The sequence below is a fragment of the Sphingomonas adhaesiva genome, from assembly GCF_036946305.1.
GTDB classification, from domain to species: Bacteria; Pseudomonadota; Alphaproteobacteria; order Sphingomonadales; family Sphingomonadaceae; genus Sphingomonas; species Sphingomonas adhaesiva_B.
Map to the genome: position 1 here is coordinate 237322 of NZ_JAQIJJ010000005.1, position 16251 is coordinate 253572.

General features: G+C 69.0%; 13 protein-coding genes. 8 read left to right on the forward strand and 5 right to left on the reverse strand.

Going from position 1 to position 16251, the window contains the following annotated elements; translation table 11 throughout:
* Positions 1-64: 64 nt before the first annotated feature.
* Positions 65-1216 carry an epoxide hydrolase family protein gene (locus tag PGN14_RS10190; protein ID WP_335299406.1) on the reverse strand — a complete coding sequence of 384 codons (1152 nt, stop codon included), beginning with the start codon at positions 1214-1216 and terminating at the stop codon, positions 65-67.
* Positions 1217-1459: 243 nt separating this feature from the next.
* Between PGN14_RS10190 and paoA the strand changes: the two genes are divergently transcribed.
* From paoA to paoC, 3 genes are read left to right on the forward strand one after another with little or no spacing between them, the layout of a single operon-like run.
* A complete protein-coding gene (paoA, locus tag PGN14_RS10195; protein WP_335299407.1) occupies positions 1460-2101 on the forward strand; it encodes an aldehyde dehydrogenase iron-sulfur subunit PaoA in 642 nt (213 codons plus the stop codon).
* The gene (locus PGN14_RS10200) at positions 2098-3054 is read left to right on the forward strand and encodes an FAD binding domain-containing protein (protein ID WP_335299408.1); all 957 of its coding nucleotides are present in this window, start codon (positions 2098-2100) and stop codon (positions 3052-3054) included. Before paoA ends, PGN14_RS10200 begins: the two co-directional genes overlap by 4 nt.
* Positions 3051-5246, forward strand: a complete 2196-nt coding sequence (gene paoC / locus PGN14_RS10205) for an aldehyde oxidoreductase molybdenum-binding subunit PaoC (RefSeq protein ID WP_335299409.1) — start codon at positions 3051-3053, stop codon at positions 5244-5246. Before PGN14_RS10200 ends, paoC begins: the two co-directional genes overlap by 4 nt.
* A gap of 123 nt (positions 5247-5369) precedes the next feature.
* Here paoC and PGN14_RS10210 read toward each other — a convergent pair whose 3' ends face one another.
* The gene (locus tag PGN14_RS10210; RefSeq protein ID WP_335299498.1) at positions 5370-6200 is read right to left on the reverse strand and encodes a ferredoxin--NADP reductase; all 831 of its coding nucleotides are present in this window, start codon (positions 6198-6200) and stop codon (positions 5370-5372) included.
* Between the two features lie 244 nt (positions 6201-6444).
* On the opposite strand from PGN14_RS10210, the gene uvrB reads away from it, so the two are divergent.
* The 3 genes from uvrB to PGN14_RS10225 all read left to right on the forward strand — a co-directional run bounded on the left by uvrB (position 6445) and on the right by PGN14_RS10225 (position 9570).
* A complete protein-coding gene (gene uvrB, locus PGN14_RS10215; protein ID WP_335299410.1) occupies positions 6445-8631 on the forward strand; it encodes an excinuclease ABC subunit UvrB in 2187 nt (728 codons plus the stop codon).
* Between the two features lie 200 nt (positions 8632-8831).
* Positions 8832-9173: a hypothetical protein gene (locus PGN14_RS10220; protein ID WP_335299411.1), complete on the forward strand. Its 342-nt coding sequence runs from the start codon at positions 8832-8834 to the stop codon at positions 9171-9173.
* Between the two features lie 103 nt (positions 9174-9276).
* Positions 9277-9570: an energy transducer TonB gene (locus PGN14_RS10225; RefSeq protein WP_335299412.1), complete on the forward strand. Its 294-nt coding sequence runs from the start codon at positions 9277-9279 to the stop codon at positions 9568-9570.
* Positions 9571-9689: 119 nt separating this feature from the next.
* Here the strand turns inward: PGN14_RS10225 and PGN14_RS10230 are convergent, their stop codons facing one another.
* Positions 9690-10058: a PRC-barrel domain-containing protein gene (locus tag PGN14_RS10230; RefSeq protein WP_335299413.1), complete on the reverse strand. Its 369-nt coding sequence runs from the start codon at positions 10056-10058 to the stop codon at positions 9690-9692.
* A gap of 110 nt (positions 10059-10168) precedes the next feature.
* Here PGN14_RS10230 and PGN14_RS10235 point away from each other — a divergent pair, with 110 nt between their 5' ends.
* Positions 10169-10732, forward strand: coding sequence for a hypothetical protein (locus PGN14_RS10235; protein WP_335299414.1), 564 nt, complete (start codon positions 10169-10171; stop codon positions 10730-10732).
* Positions 10733-11221: 489 nt separating this feature from the next.
* On the opposite strand, the gene PGN14_RS10240 is transcribed toward PGN14_RS10235, so the two are convergent.
* Both PGN14_RS10240 and PGN14_RS10245 read right to left on the reverse strand, forming a co-directional pair.
* Entirely contained in the window at positions 11222-11653 is a 432-nt protein-coding gene (locus PGN14_RS10240) for a DUF6869 domain-containing protein (RefSeq protein WP_335299415.1), read from the reverse strand.
* 62 nt (positions 11654-11715) lie between these two features.
* A complete protein-coding gene (locus tag PGN14_RS10245; RefSeq protein WP_335299416.1) occupies positions 11716-13239 on the reverse strand; it encodes a fumarate hydratase in 1524 nt (507 codons plus the stop codon).
* Between the two features lie 240 nt (positions 13240-13479).
* Here PGN14_RS10245 and PGN14_RS10250 point away from each other — a divergent pair, with 240 nt between their 5' ends.
* Positions 13480-16149 carry an EAL domain-containing protein gene (locus PGN14_RS10250; RefSeq protein WP_335299417.1) on the forward strand — a complete coding sequence of 890 codons (2670 nt, stop codon included), beginning with the start codon at positions 13480-13482 and terminating at the stop codon, positions 16147-16149.
* Positions 16150-16251: the final 102 nt, after the last annotated feature.

The following is a 16251-nucleotide window of genomic DNA, read 5'->3' on the forward strand; positions in this document are numbered from 1 at the left end:
CTCCTCAAGCCGTTCGTTTCATTTGGCAACGCACATACCGCATCGTCGATTGCGGCACCACCCTTCATGGCAGCGCACGCCGCGTCGCGCGTACCTCGTCCACGAACAGCGCGGGCTGTTCGAACGCGGCGAAATGCCCGCCGCGCGGCAGCTCGCCCCAATGGACGATGTTGGTGTAGCGCCGCCCGGCCCAGCGCCGCGACGCGCGAAAAATCTCACGCGGGAAGATGCTGCACCCAACCGGGATCGTCACCGTCTTGCCGGTGAACTGGCGGAAGCTCTCCCAGTACAGCCGCGCGGAGGAGGCCGCGGTCGCGCTCAGCCAGTAGAGCGTGATATTGTCGAGCATCCGGTCCGGCGACAGCGCCGCCTCCGGCGCGCCCGGCCCGTCGCCGCCGCCGTGATCGGTCCAGTCGCCGAACTTCTCGTAGATCCACGCCGCCTGCCCCACCGGCGAGTCGGTCAGCGCATAGCCGATCGTCTGCGGCCGCGTGGATTGCAGCACGGCATAGCCATTGCCCCATTCCTGATAGTAACGCCCCGCCGCCAGCGCCGCTTTCTCGCCATCGGTCAGGTCGCCCAGCTGGTCCTCCGCCGGTCCGGCGACCACCATGTTGACGTGGATGCCCAGCACCGCCGGATCGCCGCTCGCCCCGATCGCGCTGGTGACGGCGGAACCCCAGTCGCCGCCCTGCGCCATGAACCGGTCGTAGCCGAGCCGCTTCATCAGCACGATCCACGCCGCCGCGATCCGCTCCACGTTCCAGCCGGTATCGCGCGGCTTGCCCGACAGGCCATAACCCGGCAGCGACGGGATCACGAGGTGGAAGGCGTCGCGCGAATCCCCGCCATGCGCGCGCGGATCGCTGAGTGGCCCCACCGTCTCCAGGAACTCGATCACCGATCCCGGCCAGCCGTGCGTCAGGATCAGCGGCATCGCATCCGGCTCCGGCGAGCGGACATGGAGGAAGTGGATGTCCAGCCCGTCGATGTCGGTCATGCAGGGGTTCAGCGCGTTCAGCCGCGCCTCGCACGCGCGCCAGTCGTGCCGGTCGCGCCAATGGTCGCACAGCGCGCGGACGCGGTCGAGCGGCGCGCCCTGCTGCCACCCGTCGACCGGCTCGCGCTCCGGCCAGCGCGTCGCCGCCAGCCGCGCCTTGAGGTCGGCGAGCGCCGCATCGGGGAAGGCGAAAGGGTGCGGGGTCACGGTCGCCATCGGGGTTCTCCTTTGGGGCAGCCTAGCCCGCTACATTTCCGTCGTCACCCCGGGCTTGACCCGGGGTCCCGCTTCTCCACCTCCGTCGCGAAAGAAGCGGGACCCCGGATCAAGTCCGGGGCGACGAACAGTACGCTCCCGCCCCTATCTCCATATCCCCCCGAATACAGTCGGATACCATCCCGATCCGCGTCGTTCCCCTGCTTGCCGCTCGATCCGCAGCGTGCGACCAACAGGGCCATCATGAGCAACGATCCCGGTTTCACCCTTTCGCGCCGCAGTGCGCTCGTCGGCGGCGCGGCCGCCGCTGCCGCGGGCGCCGTCCCGCTCGATGCCGCGGCACAGCCCGGCACGCCCGAGCCGCCCGCCCCCACCCTGCCGGTCACGTTCACCGTCAACGGGCGCAAGCGCACGCTGGACATCGACCCGCGCGTGACGCTGCTCGACGCGCTGCGCGAGCATCTGGCGCTGACCGGCAGCAAGAAGGGGTGCGACCACGGCCAGTGCGGCGCCTGCACCGTCATCGTCGAGGGCCGGCGCATCAACTCCTGCCTGACGCTGGCGGTGATGCACGATGGCGACGCGATCACCACGATCGAGGGGCTGGGGCGTCCCGGCGATCTCCACCCGATGCAGGCCGCGTTCGTGAAACACGACGGCTATCAATGCGGATACTGCACCCCCGGCCAGATCATGAGCAGCGTCGCCGTGTTGCAGGAGGTGAAGGACGGCGTCCCCAGCTATGTCGCCGCCGACCTCGCCGCCGCCCCGACGCTGACCGGCGAGGAGCTGCGCGAGCGGATGAGCGGCAACATCTGCCGCTGCGCCGCTTATTCCAACATCATCGCCGCGATCGCCGACGTCGCCGGGAAGGACGTGGCATGAAGCCCTTCACCTACGAACGCGCCGCCACCCCCGCCGCCGCCGCCGCCGCGGTGGCGCGGACGCCGGGCGCGAAGTTCGTCGCGGGCGGCACCAACCTGCTCGACCTCATGAAATTGCAGGTGGAGACGCCGCGCCACCTGGTCGATGTCAACCGCCTCGGCCTCGACACGGTGGAGACGACCGCGGACGGGGGCCTGCGCATCGGCGCGCTGGTCCGCAACACCGCGCTCGCCGCCGACCCGCGCGTGCGCCGCGATTACGGCGTGCTGTCGCGCGCCTTGCTGTCGGCCGCCTCGGGCCAGTTGCGCAACAAGGCGACCACCGCGGGCAATCTGCTCCAGCGCACCCGCTGCCCCTATTTCTACGACACCAACCAGCCGTGCAACAAGCGCGCGCCCGGCTCCGGCTGCGCCGCGATCGGCGGGTTCAGCCGCAATCTGGCGGTGATCGGCACCAGCAAGGATTGTATCGCCACCTATCCCGGCGACATGGCGGTGGCGATGCGCGCGCTCGACGCCACGGTGGAGACGGTCGACGCCACCGGCGCGACGCGCAGCATCCCGATCGCCGACTTCCACCGCCTGCCCGGCAACACCCCCTGGGTCGAAACCGCGCTCAAGCCCGCCGAGATGATCACCGCGGTCACCCTCCCCGCGCCGATCGGCGGCACCCACATCTATCGCAAGGTGCGCGACCGCGCCTCCTATGCCTTTGCCGCCGTCTCGGTCGCGGCGGTGCTGAACCCCATAAAGGGACCGGCGCGGATCGCCTTCGGCGGCGTCGCGCATCGCCCGTGGCGGGTGGCTGCGGCGGAACAGCGCGTCGATGCGGGCTCGAAGGCGATCACCGACGCCGCCTTCGCCGGCGCCACCCCCACCGAACAGAACGCCTTCAAGCTGCCGCTGGCGGAGCGCACGCTCGCCGCGGTACTGGCGGAAGGAGCGCGCGCATGAAGTTCGAGACGCCCGCGGGCACCAACCCGATCGATCAGGGCCGGGTGATCGGCAAGCCGACCCCGCGCATCGACGGCCCGCTCAAGGTCAGCGGCACCGCGCCCTACGCCTATGAACGCAACGACGTCGCGCCCGGCCATGCCTATGGCGTGATCGTCGGCAGTTCGGTCGCCCGGGGTCGCATCACCCGCATCGACACCGCCGATGCGATGCGCGCGCCCGGCGTCATCGCCGTCGTCACGCACCAGAATGCGGGCAAGCTGGCCAAGGCGAAGGCGCACACCGCCACGATGCTCGCCGGCCCCACGGTCGAACATTATGACCAGGCGGTCGCCGTCGTCGTCGCGGAGACGTTCGAACAGGCGCGCGACGCGGCGAAGCGCGTCCGCGTCGACTATGCCCGCACCAGGGGCCGCTACGACCTCGTCGCCGCCAAGCCCGCCGCAGAGATCGCACCGGGCGAGAAGATGAAGACCGCGCGCGGCGACTTCGCGGGCGCCTTCGCCGCGGCGCCGGTGACGCTCGACGCCACCTATACCACGCCCGACCAGAGCCATACGATGATGGAGCCGCACGCCACCATCGCCGCGTGGGAGGGTGACCGGCTGACGCTGTGGACCTCCAACCAGATGATCGCCTGGGCGGTGCGCGACATGAGCGAGACGCTGCTGATCCCCAAGGAGAAGATCCGCGTCGTCTCGCCCTATATCGGCGGCGGCTTCGGCGGGAAGCTGTGGGTGCGCTCCGACGCGGTGATGGCCGCGCTCGCCGCGCGCGCCGCGAAGCGCCCGGTGAAGGTCGCGCTGGCGCGGCCGCAGGTGATGAACAACACCACCCATCGCCCGGCGACGATCCAGCGCATCCGCATCGGCGCCGACAAAAGCGGCAAGATCACCGCGATCGCGCACCAGACCTGGTCGGGCGACCTTCCCGGCGGCGGGCCGGAGACGGCGGCCAACCAGACGCAATTGCTCTACGCCGGCGCCAACCGCCTGACCGAGACGCGGCTCGCGGTGCTCGACCTGCCCGAGGCCAATGCGATGCGCGCGCCCGGCGAAGCGCCCGGCATGATGGCGCTGGAGGTCGCGATGGACGAGATGGCGGAGAAGCTCGGCATCGACCCGGTGCGCTTCCGCATCCTCAACGACACGATGGTCGATCCCGAAAAGCCGGAGCGCCCCTTCTCCGACCGCCATCTGGTGCGCTGTCTGGAGGAAGGCGCGCGCCGCTTCGGCTGGTCGCGCCGCAACGCGACGCCGGGGCAGGTCCGCGACGGCCGCTGGTGGGTCGGCATGGGCGTGGCGGCGGCGTTCCGCAACAATATGAACATGAAGAGCGGCGCGCGCGTCGGCGTGGATCGCAAGGGCGTCGTCACCGTCGCCACCGACATGACCGACATCGGCACCGGCAGCTACACGATCATCGCGCAGACCGCGGCGGAGATGATGGGCGTGCCGCTCGACAAGGTCGTCGTCCTGCTGGGCGACAGCCGCTTTCCCGAATCCGCCGGATCGGGCGGGCAATGGGGCGGCAACAGCTCGACCGCGGGCGTCTATGCCGCCTGCGTCGACCTGCGCCGCCGCATCGCGCAGAAACTGGGGTTCAATTCGGATGACATCACCTTCGCCGACGGCAAGGTGACCAGCGGCAACCGCTCGGTCGATCTGGCGAAGGCCGCGGGCGACGACGGCATCAGCGGCGAGGACACGATCGAGTTCGGCCGCCTCAACGACGATTATGCGCAGGCGACGTTCGGCGCGCATTTCGTCGAGGCGGGCGTCGATGCCTATACCGGCGAGATCCGCGTGCGCCGCATGGCCGGCGTGTTCGACGCCGGCCGCATCCTCAACCCCGTCTCCGCGCGCAGCCAGGTGATCGGCGGCATGTCGATGGGGATCGGCGCTGCGCTGATGGAGGATGCGGTGGTCGACCCGCGCTTCGGCTATTTCGTCAACCACGACCTCGCCGAATATCACGTCCCCGTCCACTTGGACGTGCCGCATCAGGAGGTCGTCTTCCTCGACACGCTCGACGACAAGAGTTCGCCGATGAAGGCCAAGGGCGTCGGCGAACTCGGCCTGTGCGGCGCCGGCGCGGCGGTGGCAAACGCGGTCTATAACGCGTGCGGCGCGCGCATCCGCGACTATCCGCTGACGCTCGACAAGGTGATGAAGGGGATGGTGCGGGTATAGGTTACGGGCGTCACCCTCACCCTTCCCATCGGCTTTGCCGATGGGCCCCTTCCCTCTCCCATGGGGAGAGGGAGGGAGGCGCGAAGCGCCGGAAGGGTGAGGGTGACAGCCACCAAACCTCCGTCACCCCACGAACGCCCGCTCGATCACGAACTGCCCGGGGTTCGCGTTCGACCCCTCGATCAGCCCGGCCGCCTCCAGCATCCCCGCGGTCTCGCGGATCATCTCGGTCGACCCGCACAGCATCACGCGATCCGTCTCCGGATCGAACTTCCGCTCCCCCACCACCGGCGCATCGAACAGCCGCCCGTCCTCGATCAGCGTCGTGATCCGCCCCATCGTGTGGAATTGTTCGCGCGTGACCGCGGGCAGATAGTGGAACTGCAACAGCGCCTGATCCGCCACCAGCGGATCGTCCGCCAGCTGCGCGGTCAGCATGTCGCGCCACGCCAGATCGTCGACCCGGCGCACGCCATGGACGATCACCACCTGCTCGAACCGCTCATACACCTCCGGATCGCGCGCCACCGACAGGAACGGTGCAAGGCCGGTGCCGGTCGACAGCATGAACAGCCTTTTGCCCCCCAGCAGCGCGTCGAGCACCAGCGTCCCCGTCGGCTTCTTGCCCAGGTACAGCTGATCGCCCGGCTTCACCGCCTGCAACCGCCCGGTCAGCGGGCCGTCCGTGACCTTGATCGACAGGAACTCCAGCTCCTCCGCCCATGACGGGCTGGCGATCGAATAGGCGCGCATCACCGGCTTGCCCGGCTGACCGTCCGCGCCGGGCAGACCCGGCAGCCCCAGCATCACGAACTCGCCCGAGCGGAAGCGGAACGACGCCGGCCGCTCCACCGCGAAGCTGAACAGATGCTCGTTCCAATGCTTCACCCACTTCACCGCCACCGTCGTGAAGGCGGCGCTGTCGGGGATCAGCACGGGCGCGCGGACATGCATGTTCACTCAGTCAGTCTCCATGGCGATGGCATCGGCGTGCGCGCCGGCGGGGTCTTCCCGCTGCCGGCGGACGACAGGCGGCGACAGGCCGCGACGCGACCCTGCAACGCAACACGCGCCATCTGGCCGTTCGCCCGCCACCCCGCAAGATACTCTTGCCACACATGATGCAAGCTTTTTTTGCGAATGGATCGCAAATCATCCTGCGCTTGTTCCCGTTTTCGACCTTCCCCATATCGCGACGATGGCGATCCAGATCCGCACCAACCTGGCCGAACCCGAAACCGGCGAGTCGTTCGTGCCCCACCGGCCGCAGCGCCCGGCCAAGGTGGAGGGCGGCAAGCGCTTCGAACTGGTCAGCGACTATGAACCCTCCGGCGATCAGCCGACCGCGATCGGCGAGCTGGTCGACGCCGCGCTGGCGGGGGAGAAGGACCAGGTGCTGCTCGGCGTCACGGGCTCGGGCAAGACCTTCACCATGGCCAAGGTGATCGAGGCGCTGCAACGCCCCGCGCTGATCCTCGCCCCCAACAAGATCCTCGCCGCGCAGCTCTATGGCGAGTTCAAGAGCTTCTTCCCGCACAATGCGGTCGAATATTTCGTCAGTTATTACGATTACTACCAGCCGGAGGCCTATGTGCCGCGGTCGGATACGTACATCGAGAAGGAAAGCTCGGTGAATGAATCGATCGACCGGATGCGCCACTCGGCGACGCGCGCGCTGCTGGAGCGCGACGACGTCATCATCGTCGCATCCGTGTCCTGCCTGTACGGCATCGGCTCGGTCGAAACCTATTCGGCGATGATCTTCGACCTGAAGAAGGGGCAGAGCGTCGACCAGCGCGAGATCGTGCGCAAGCTGGTGGCATTGCAATACAAGCGCAACGACGCCGCCTTCCAGCGCGGCAACTTCCGCGTGAAGGGCGACAATCTCGAAATCTTCCCCTCGCATTACGAGGACAGCGCGTGGCGCGTGTCCTTCTTCGGCGACGAGATCGAGGAGATCGTCGAGTTCGATCCGCTGACCGGGCAGAAATCGGCGTCGCTGAACTCGATCCGCATCTACGCCAATTCGCACTATGTCACCCCCGGCCCGACGATGAAGCAGGCCGCCGACGCGATCCGCCACGAATTGACCGAGCGGCTCAAGGAGCTGGAGGCGGAGGGCAAATTGCTCGAACGCCAGCGGCTGGAGCAGCGCACGCATTTCGACCTGGAGATGATCGCCGCCACCGGCAGCTGCAACGGCATCGAGAATTACAGCCGCTTCCTCACCGGCCGCCTCCCCGGCGAGCCGCCGCCCACCTTGTTCGAATATCTGCCCGAGAACGCGCTGCTGTTCGTCGACGAAAGCCACCAGACCGTGCCGCAGGTCGGCGGCATGGCGCGTGGCGACCATCGTCGCAAGATCACGCTGGCGGAGTATGGCTTCCGCCTGCCGTCGTGCATCGACAACCGCCCGCTGCGCTTCAACGAATGGGACGCGATGCGCCCGCAGACCGTCTGCGTTTCCGCCACCCCGGGCACGTGGGAGATGGAGCAGGCCGGTGGCGTCTTCGCCGAACAGGTCATCCGCCCCACCGGCCTCATCGATCCCCCGGTCGAGATCAAGCCGGTCGAGGAGCAGGTGCAGGACCTGATCGTCGAATGCGGCAAGACCACCGCGCTCGGCTATCGCACGCTGGTCACCACGCTGACCAAAAGGATGGCGGAGGATCTGACCGAGTACATGCACGAGGCGGGGATCAAGGTCCGCTACATGCATTCGGACGTCGAAACGCTGGAGCGCATCGAGCTGATCCGCGACCTGCGGCTGGGCGTCTATGACGTGCTGATCGGCATCAACCTGCTGCGCGAGGGGCTCGACATCCCCGAATGCGGGCTGGTCGCGATCCTCGACGCCGACAAGGAAGGCTTCCTGCGATCGGAAACCTCGCTGATCCAGACCATCGGCCGCGCCGCGCGCAACGTCGACGGGCGCGTCATCCTCTATGCCGACCGCATCACCGGCAGCATGGAACGCGCGATGAACGAAACCGCGCGCCGCCGCGAGAAGCAGGAGGCGTACAACCTCGAACACGGCATCACGCCGCAGACGGTGCGCAAGAACATCGGCGACATCATCGCGCACGTCGCCTCGAAGGACCAGGTCACCGTCGAGATCGATGAGGACCGCCCGCACATGGTCGGCCACAACCTGCGCGCCTATATCGAGGAGCTGGAGAAGAAGATGCGCAAGGCCGCATCGGACTTGGAGTTCGAGGAAGCCGGCCGCTTGCGCGACGAGATCCGTGCCTTGGAGCAGGAGGAGCTGGGCCTTCCCGTCGAGCATCAGAAGGCGCCGCTGATGGGCCGCAGCAACGAGGGCAAGCCCGGCACCCGCAAGACCCGCTTCGGCAAGACCCAGCGCAAGTTCGGCGGTAAGAGATGACGGTGGCGCGCCCCTCACCCCACGCAATCGTCACCCCGGACTTGTTCCGGGGTCCAGGGTTCCGCTCACCCAGCGAGGGTGAGGCGCGCTGAACCCTGGATGCCGGAACAAGTCCGGCATGACGAAGAGGATGGGCGCGGCCTCTGTACCCCCAGCCCCCCTCAGCCCCCATTCATCCCACCCACGCTAGACCCAATCCCATGTACGCCCCGCCCCGCCAGGAACGCCTCGGTGCCGCGCTGGCCGCCGCCGCGGTCACCGCGGCGATGGGCTGGGCGCTGCTGACCGGCCTCGCCGGGGCCACGATCCGCGCGAAGGTGGACGACGGCCTCGCGCTGTTCCGCGTCCTGCCCCCGCCCCCGCCGCGACCGCCCGCGAAGGTGATACCGAAGAAGACGCACACTTCCCGCCCGTCCGGCCGCGCCGCGCCGCCCAATATCCGCTCGCAGGCGACCGAGGTCACCGCCCCGCGCCCGATCGTGGTCGTGCCGCTGCCCCCCGCCGCCGATCACGGTCGCACTCAAGCCCTTCGCGGGCAATGACGCGACGCAGGGTGCCGCCCCGCGCGCCGGCCCCGGCACCGGTGCGGGCGGTGTCGGCGACGGCACCGGCAGCGGCGGCCGGGGCGACGGCGATGGCGGCGGCATGGACGAGACGCCGCCGCGCTGGCTGCGCGGGCGGCTCAACGACGGCGACTATCCCGGCGCGGTCGGCGAGGCGGGGATCCACGGCACCGTCACGGTCAAGTTCATGGTCTGGACCGACGGCCGCGTCCGCACCTGCGAGATCCTGCGGTCGAGCGGTAACCCGACGCTCGACGACACCACCTGCCGCCTGATCCAGAAACGCTTCCGCTATCGCCCGTCGCTGGATGCGGACGGCCATCCGGTCCCCGCCTGGCTGATCGAGAACCATGAATGGGTGATCCAGGGCGGCTGAAACGAAAAGCCCCTCCCCTTCAGGGGAGGGGTTGGGGTGGGGCAGTCACGGGCGACGGTCTCGGTGAGACCTCCCCCACCCCCAACCCCTCCCCTGAAGGGAAGGGGCTAAACTCGCCTTCACACCAACGCCAGATTCTCCCGCTCCACCTGGTAGTAACTCGCCACCCGGTCGGCATAGGCCTGGTCGAACACCGGCGCGTTGTTGGCCCAGCTCGGCCCGCCCTCCAGCAGCCGTCGGTCCACCGTCACGACATAGACGTCGCGCACCGCATCGAACTGCAACAGCGCGAACGGCAGCGGATAATAGCTCTTCCCCATCCCCAGGAACCCGCCCAGGCTCAGCACCGCATGCGTGGTGCGCCCGGTCGTCTTGTGGATCATGAAGGCGCTGACCGAGCCGATGTGGTCGCCGTCGCGGCTGTCGACCTTCATCGTGCCGGACACGTTCGCCTGCACCAGGATCTGCGTCGGCGCGTCGTCGCTCATAGGGTCTCCGATCAGGAATGTAGCTGTCGCCGCGGAGAACCCACGGCCCGCCGCGCCGGTTCCGGGGCGCACGGTTGAGCCGGCGCGCGCCTTCCGGCATAGCCGCAGGGGTGACCCGTCCCGCGTTCTCCCCGCCACCGGCCGTCCCCGCCGCGCCCCTCTCCACCGCGACCCTGCTTCTCGCGACCCTGCTCGCCGGCTGCGTGCCCCCGCCCGCGCCGCCGCCCGCGCCGGTGCCGACCCCCGCCCCGGTGCCGACGACCGCCGCGCCCCTGCCCGCGCCCGTCGACTGGCAGGACCGGCCATGGACCCCGGGCACCTGGACCTATCAGCAGGATGCCCGCGGCAGCCGCGCGCTCTATGGCCGCGCCGGCGCGGATGCGACAGTGCTGGTGCGCTGCGACCGCGGCGAACGCGCGATCTTCCTGTCGCGCGCGGGGCAGGCGCCGGGCGCCTTCACCATCCGCACCACGTCCGCGACCCGCGTCGTCCCGGCGCAGCCGACCGGCGGCACCCCCGCCTATGTCGCGGCGCGGCTCGATCCGAACGACCGGCTGCTCGACGCGATGATCTTCAGCCGCGGGCGCTTCACGATCGAACAGCCCGGCACGGTGCCGACGGTGCTGCCGCCCTGGGCAGAGCTGGCGCGCGTGGTGGAGGATTGCCGCGGTTGACGCGAGCGGGCGAGAATCGTCCGTTTCCGCACGAAATACAAGTCTTGCATGTGCCCGCGCGCCGCCTCACATTGCGGGTGCGGTCGACAAGGCCGCGCTCGTTATCAACCAGCGAAAGGAGGTGATCCGATGTCTCATGGTTCAGCAATGGGGTCGGTTCAGTTCGTTCGGGGGACGCGCTTCTAGGGATCGCCGGCGCGCCGCGGGGGGTATCCTCCCCCAGTCAACGCGGATCGCCACGGATTTCTGGAGGCCTGCATGGTCTCCCGGGCTGGAGCTCTCCGGCCGCTGACCATGTTTAGGGGTTGTCGGGTGCCGCCACGGCGACATCCGGCAACCTCTTCTCATATGTGGGCGGGTGAGAACGCCGCCCCCGCCATCACCGTCATCCCCGCGGCGGCGGGGATCCATACGCGCAGGTCTGGCGATAGAGGCGCGACGTCAGCGTTTATGGATTCCCGCCTTCGCGGGAATGACGAACTTTGGTGGTTAGCTGCCGTTGCGCATCGGACGTTCCCAATACGAATTATCAGCAACGAGCTGTACTCGATACCAGACTTCGTCCGGCGTGGTTGATTGCCAAACGCCCCCAAGCGTCCAAGCCATCCGCTGATCCCGGTGCGCTTCCTGCTCGATGGCATCTATGTAGTCGTGGCCACAGGAAGAGATGAGATCTTCCAAAGGCCCTGCCGCCGTGAGGCCGACAATATCCTGGGCCTCTGTTTTCGCAAATGAATATAGGTCGCCCAACGTATGCCTTCGGACAACAATCTGTATCACGTCCCACGCTGTAGCTGGCGCGTCTTCCACTAGATCGTACAAAACCCAGCCGGCGGCGTGAATCCGGTCTGGCGCTTCACTCGCCCCATAGCGAGCGAACGCAATCCAATCAGACGCAATTTTCTCTAGGTCGCGGCTCACAGACCAACTCTCGCAGGCTTCGAGAATGTCCGCAATTGGGCGTTCGACGACGATCTCCCCCCTCACGCCCCGACCAGCAATCCTTCCTTCGCGATCTTCTCGCGCCATACCAGCGGCGCCAGCTGGTGGACGTTGTTGCCCTCGCTATCCACCGCGACGGTCACCGGGAAGTCGCTGACCTCGAATTCGTAGATCGCCTCCATCCCCAGATCCTCGAAGCCGACGACCTTGCTGCCCTTGATCGCGCGCGCCACCAGATAGGCCGCACCGCCCACCGCCATCAGATAGGCACTCTTCGCATCGCGGATCGCGTCGATCGCGGCCGGGCCGCGCTCCGCCTTGCCGACCATCGCCAGCAGGCCCTGGTCCAGCATCATGCGCGTGAACTTGTCCATCCGCGTCGCGGTGGTGGGGCCGGCGGGGCCGACCACTTCCTCGCCGACCGGATCGACCGGCCCGACATAATAGATCACGCGGCCCCGGAACGCGACCGGCAGCTCCTCGCCCGCCGCCAGCATGTCCGCGATGCGCTTGTGCGCGGCGTCGCGGCCCGTCAGCATCTTGCCGTTGAGCAGCAGCCGGTCGCCCTGCTTCCACGACTGCACCACGTCGGGCGTCAGCGTGTCGAGGTCGACGCGGATCGCGGCCTTGTCGGGCGTCCAGCTGACGTCGGGCCACTCATCCAGCTTCGGCGCCTCCAGATACGCCGGCCCGCTGCCGTCGAGCGTGAAATGCGCGTGGCGCGTCGCGGCGCAATTGGGGATCATCGCCACCGGCTTGCCCGCGGCATGGCACGGCGCGTCCTTGATCTTCACGTCCAGGATCGTGGACAGCCCGCCCAGGCCCTGCGCGCCGATGCCCAGCGCATTGACCTTGTCGAAGATCTCGATCCGCAGCGCCTCGATATCGTTCCTCGGCCCGCGCGCCTTCAGCTGGCCCATGTCGATCGGCTCCATCAGCGCCTGCTTGGCGAGCAGCACGCAATGCTCCGCCGTCCCGCCGATGCCGATCCCCAGCATGCCGGGCGGGCACCAGCCCGCGCCCATCTGCGGCAGCATCTCGACCACCCAGTCGACGATCGAATCGCTGGGGTTCATCATCTTGAACTTGGACTTGTTTTCCGACCCGCCGCCCTTGGCCGCGACATCGACCGACACCTTGCTGCCCGGCACCATCTCGACGTGCAGCACGCAGGGCGTATTGTCCTTCGTATTGCGCCGCGTGAACGCCGGATCGGCCAGCACCGAGGCGCGCAGCTTGTTCTCCGGGTGCAGGTACGCGCGCCGCACGCCTTCGTCGACGACCTCCTGCAACGAGCGCGTGGTCACGTCCAGCCGGCAGTCCATGCCCCATTTGACGAACACGTTGACGATGCCGGTATCCTGGCAGATCGGGCGATGCCCCTCCGCGCACATCCGGCTGTTGGTCAGGATCTGCGCGATCGCATCCTTCGCCGCCGGCCCCTGCTCGGCCCGATAGGCGTCGCCCAGCGCGCGGATATAATCCATCGGGTGATAGTAGCTGATGAACTGGAGCGCATCGGCCACGCTCTCGATCAGGTCGGCTTCGCGGATCGTCGTCGTCATGGCCGCGTGCTGTAGATCGTGCCCGCGAACGTCGCAACCGCCGCCCGGCCCAAGCCATCCACGCCATCCACCCCATCGCTCCGTCACCCCGGCCTTGAGCCGGGGTCCCGCTCTGTCTTTACCCACGCAAGAAGCGGGACCCCGGCTCAAGGCCGGGGTGACGGGGACGGAGACGGCGACGGCCATGCAAACGTCCCCCGCACACCCTTCCGTAACCATCCCCCGCCTACCATCTCCCCCATGCGCCGCCTGCTCGATTCCGCCGCCCTGCCCTCCCCGCGCGACATGATCGACGCGGTCGGGCTGCGCGGCGCGCGCGAGGATATCGTCGAAGACGAGCGCCGCATCGCGCTCGCCGCCAGCGCCGCCTTGTGGCCGGCCGCGGCGCTGATGCTGCTGGCGGCGGCGATCGGGCTGGTGATGCTGGCGCAGCGCGCGCTGGGGCTGGGCGGCGATTCGCCCGCGACGATCATGGCGCGCGCCGCGCCCGCGATGACGCTCGCGCTCGCCGGCTGGGCGATGCTGGCGCATCCCCGCGCCGCGCGGCAGCCGTCGGTGCGGCGGATCGCGGCGCTGGTGCTGGCGGCGACCTGGATCGCGATCTCGATCGGGCTGCTGCTCGATTCCGCCGCCACCCTGCCGCCGCACGATGCCGCCGCCGGGCAGGTCGCGCTGCTGGGCGCGACGATGCTGACCGCGATCGCGTTCCAGCCCGCGCGCGCCGCCGCGATCGCCTTCGCGGCGACGCTGGCGACGATGGTGGTGGCGACCCGCGGCATCACCCAGGCGTCGCTCGCCGCGGTGGCGGTGGCCGCGATCCATGTCGTTGCGACGACCCGGCTCGCGCTGGTCGAGCAGCGCACCTTCCGGCTGCGCCGCGTCGCGCATCAGGAGCAGCAGCGCGCGCGCCTGCTGGTCGCCACCGTCGAGGAACACGGCCCCGGCTGGTTCTGGCAGGCCGACCGCCACGGCCGCGTCCGCTATCTGTCGGAAAAGGTCGCGCGCGAGCTGCGCCGGCTGGGCGTGGAGCCGATCGGCGAGCCGCTGACCGCGCTGTTCCGCGTCGACAGCGCGCTGGTCGATACCGAGCGGACGCTGACCTTCCATCTGTCGTCGCGCACATCGTTCGCGGATTATTGCATCCGCCCGGCGATGGATGGCGCGCCCGATCGCTGGTGGTCGATCTCCGGCCGTCCGCTGATCGACGAGCTGGGCCGGTTTCAGGGATTCGCCGGCGCCGGCTCCGACCTGACCGAGCAGCGCCGCGCGGAGGCGGAGATCACGCGGCTGGCGCTGTTCGACAGCCTCACCGGGCTCGCCAACCGCCAGCGCATGCGCCTCGCGCTGGAACAGACGCTGACGCATCGCAGCGGCGCGCCCACCTCCACCGGGCTGCTGCTGCTCGACCTCGACCGGTTCAAGGCGGTCAACGACACGCTGGGCCACCAGATGGGCGACGAACTGCTCAAGGAGGTGGCGCAACGGTTACAGCGGACCATCGGCGATGCCGGCCTCGTCGGGCGGCTGGGCGGCGACGAATTCCAGGTGGTCGTCCCCGGCGAGGGCAATCGCGACCGGCTGGGGATGCTCGCCGACCGCGTCATCGCCGCGCTGTCGCTGCCCTATCACATCCAGTCCGCGACGCTGTCGATCGGCTGTTCGGTCGGCGTCGCGGTCGCTCCGCTTCACGGCGACACGCCCGAGGCGCTGGTGCGCAACGCCGACCTCGCGCTCTATGCCGCCAAGGCAGACGGGCGCGGCGTCCACCGCTTCTACCGCGAGGAGCTGCTGGAGGGCGCACAGAACCGCAAGCGGCTGGAGGACGACCTGCGCGCCGCGCTGGGCGGCAACCAGTTCCACCTCACCTATCAGGCCGTCGTCTCGACCGCGGACGAGCGCATCATGGGCTATGAGGCGCTGCTGCGCTGGGACCATCCGGAGCGCGGGTCCATCAGCCCGGCCGATTTCGTGCCGGTGGCGGAGGAATGCGGGCTGATCGAGACGATCGGCGAATGGGTGATGCGCAGCGCCTGCATGGAGGCGGCGACCTGGCCCGACCATGTCCGCGTCGCGGTCAACGTCTCGCCGATCCAGTTCGCCAACCCCGCGCTGCCCGGCATCGTCGCCAGCGCGCTGGGCGCGTCGGGCCTGCCGCCGCACCGGCTGGAACTGGAGATCACCGAGGGCGTGTTCCTCAACGAGGATGCCTCGTCGGAACGGATGTTCAGGGCGCTCAAGGGACTGGGCGTGCGGCTTGCGCTCGACGATTTCGGCACCGGCTATTCCTCGCTCGGCTATCTGAAGAAGGCGCCGTTCGACAAGATCAAGATCGATCAGAGCTTCGTGCGCGGCGCGATCCAGCCGGGCAACCGCAACGCCGCGATCATCAAGGCGATCGTCAGCCTGGCCGAGACGCTGGGGATGGAGACGACCGCCGAGGGGGTCGAGCAGCAGGACGAGATCGCGCTGATCCGCGACCTGGGGTGCAGCCATATCCAGGGCTATGTCTATGGCCGCCCCGCGCGCACCGCGCAGGTGCACGAGCAGCTGGGTGCCGCGGGCGGCTTCGCGGTGCCGATCGGGTTCAAGAAGAGCCGCGCGCCGCGCCAGCGGATGCTGCGCTCGGTACGGCTGCTGCTGGGCGAGGAGAGCGGCGAGGTGCGGCTGCGCAACCTCTCCGATACCGGCGCGATGATCGACGGGGTCGATCTGCCCGACGAGGCGATCGGCCATCCCGTCCGCGTCGAGCTGGGCGAGGGACAATGGACCCCCGCCACGATCAGCTGGATCGGCGACGGCCGCGCCGGGCTGCGCTTCGACCATGCGGTCGACGGCGATCGCCTGAGCCCCCCCGCGCCGGCGGCGGAGCCGGCCCCGCTGGCCAAGGCCGCCTCCGGCGGGCGCGGCTGACCTCCGTTCGTCACCCCGGCCTTGAGCCGGGGTCCCGCTTCTTTCTGCAACGTTGGATAACAGCGGGACCCCGGGTCAGGCCTGGGGTGACGGCGCCTTTCC

Bases quoted from the DNA above. Each gene is read 5' to 3' on its own strand.
- PGN14_RS10190 (WP_335299406.1), bottom strand. From the start codon at position 1,216: ATGGCGACCGTGACCCCGCACCCTTTCGCCTTCCCCGATGCGGCGCTC.
- paoA (WP_335299407.1), top strand. From the start codon at position 1,460: ATGAGCAACGATCCCGGTTTCACCCTTTCGCGCCGCAGTGCGCTCGTC.
- PGN14_RS10200 (WP_335299408.1), top strand. From the start codon at position 2,098: ATGAAGCCCTTCACCTACGAACGCGCCGCCACCCCCGCCGCCGCCGCC.
- paoC (WP_335299409.1), top strand. From the start codon at position 3,051: ATGAAGTTCGAGACGCCCGCGGGCACCAACCCGATCGATCAGGGCCGG.
- PGN14_RS10210 (WP_335299498.1), bottom strand. From the start codon at position 6,200: ATGCATGTCCGCGCGCCCGTGCTGATCCCCGACAGCGCCGCCTTCACG.
- uvrB (WP_335299410.1), top strand. From the start codon at position 6,445: ATGGCGATCCAGATCCGCACCAACCTGGCCGAACCCGAAACCGGCGAG.
- PGN14_RS10220 (WP_335299411.1), top strand. From the start codon at position 8,832: ATGTACGCCCCGCCCCGCCAGGAACGCCTCGGTGCCGCGCTGGCCGCC.
- PGN14_RS10225 (WP_335299412.1), top strand. From the start codon at position 9,277: ATGGACGAGACGCCGCCGCGCTGGCTGCGCGGGCGGCTCAACGACGGC.
- PGN14_RS10230 (WP_335299413.1), bottom strand. From the start codon at position 10,058: ATGAGCGACGACGCGCCGACGCAGATCCTGGTGCAGGCGAACGTGTCC.
- PGN14_RS10245 (WP_335299416.1), bottom strand. From the start codon at position 13,239: ATGACGACGACGATCCGCGAAGCCGACCTGATCGAGAGCGTGGCCGAT.
- PGN14_RS10250 (WP_335299417.1), top strand. From the start codon at position 13,480: ATGCGCCGCCTGCTCGATTCCGCCGCCCTGCCCTCCCCGCGCGACATG.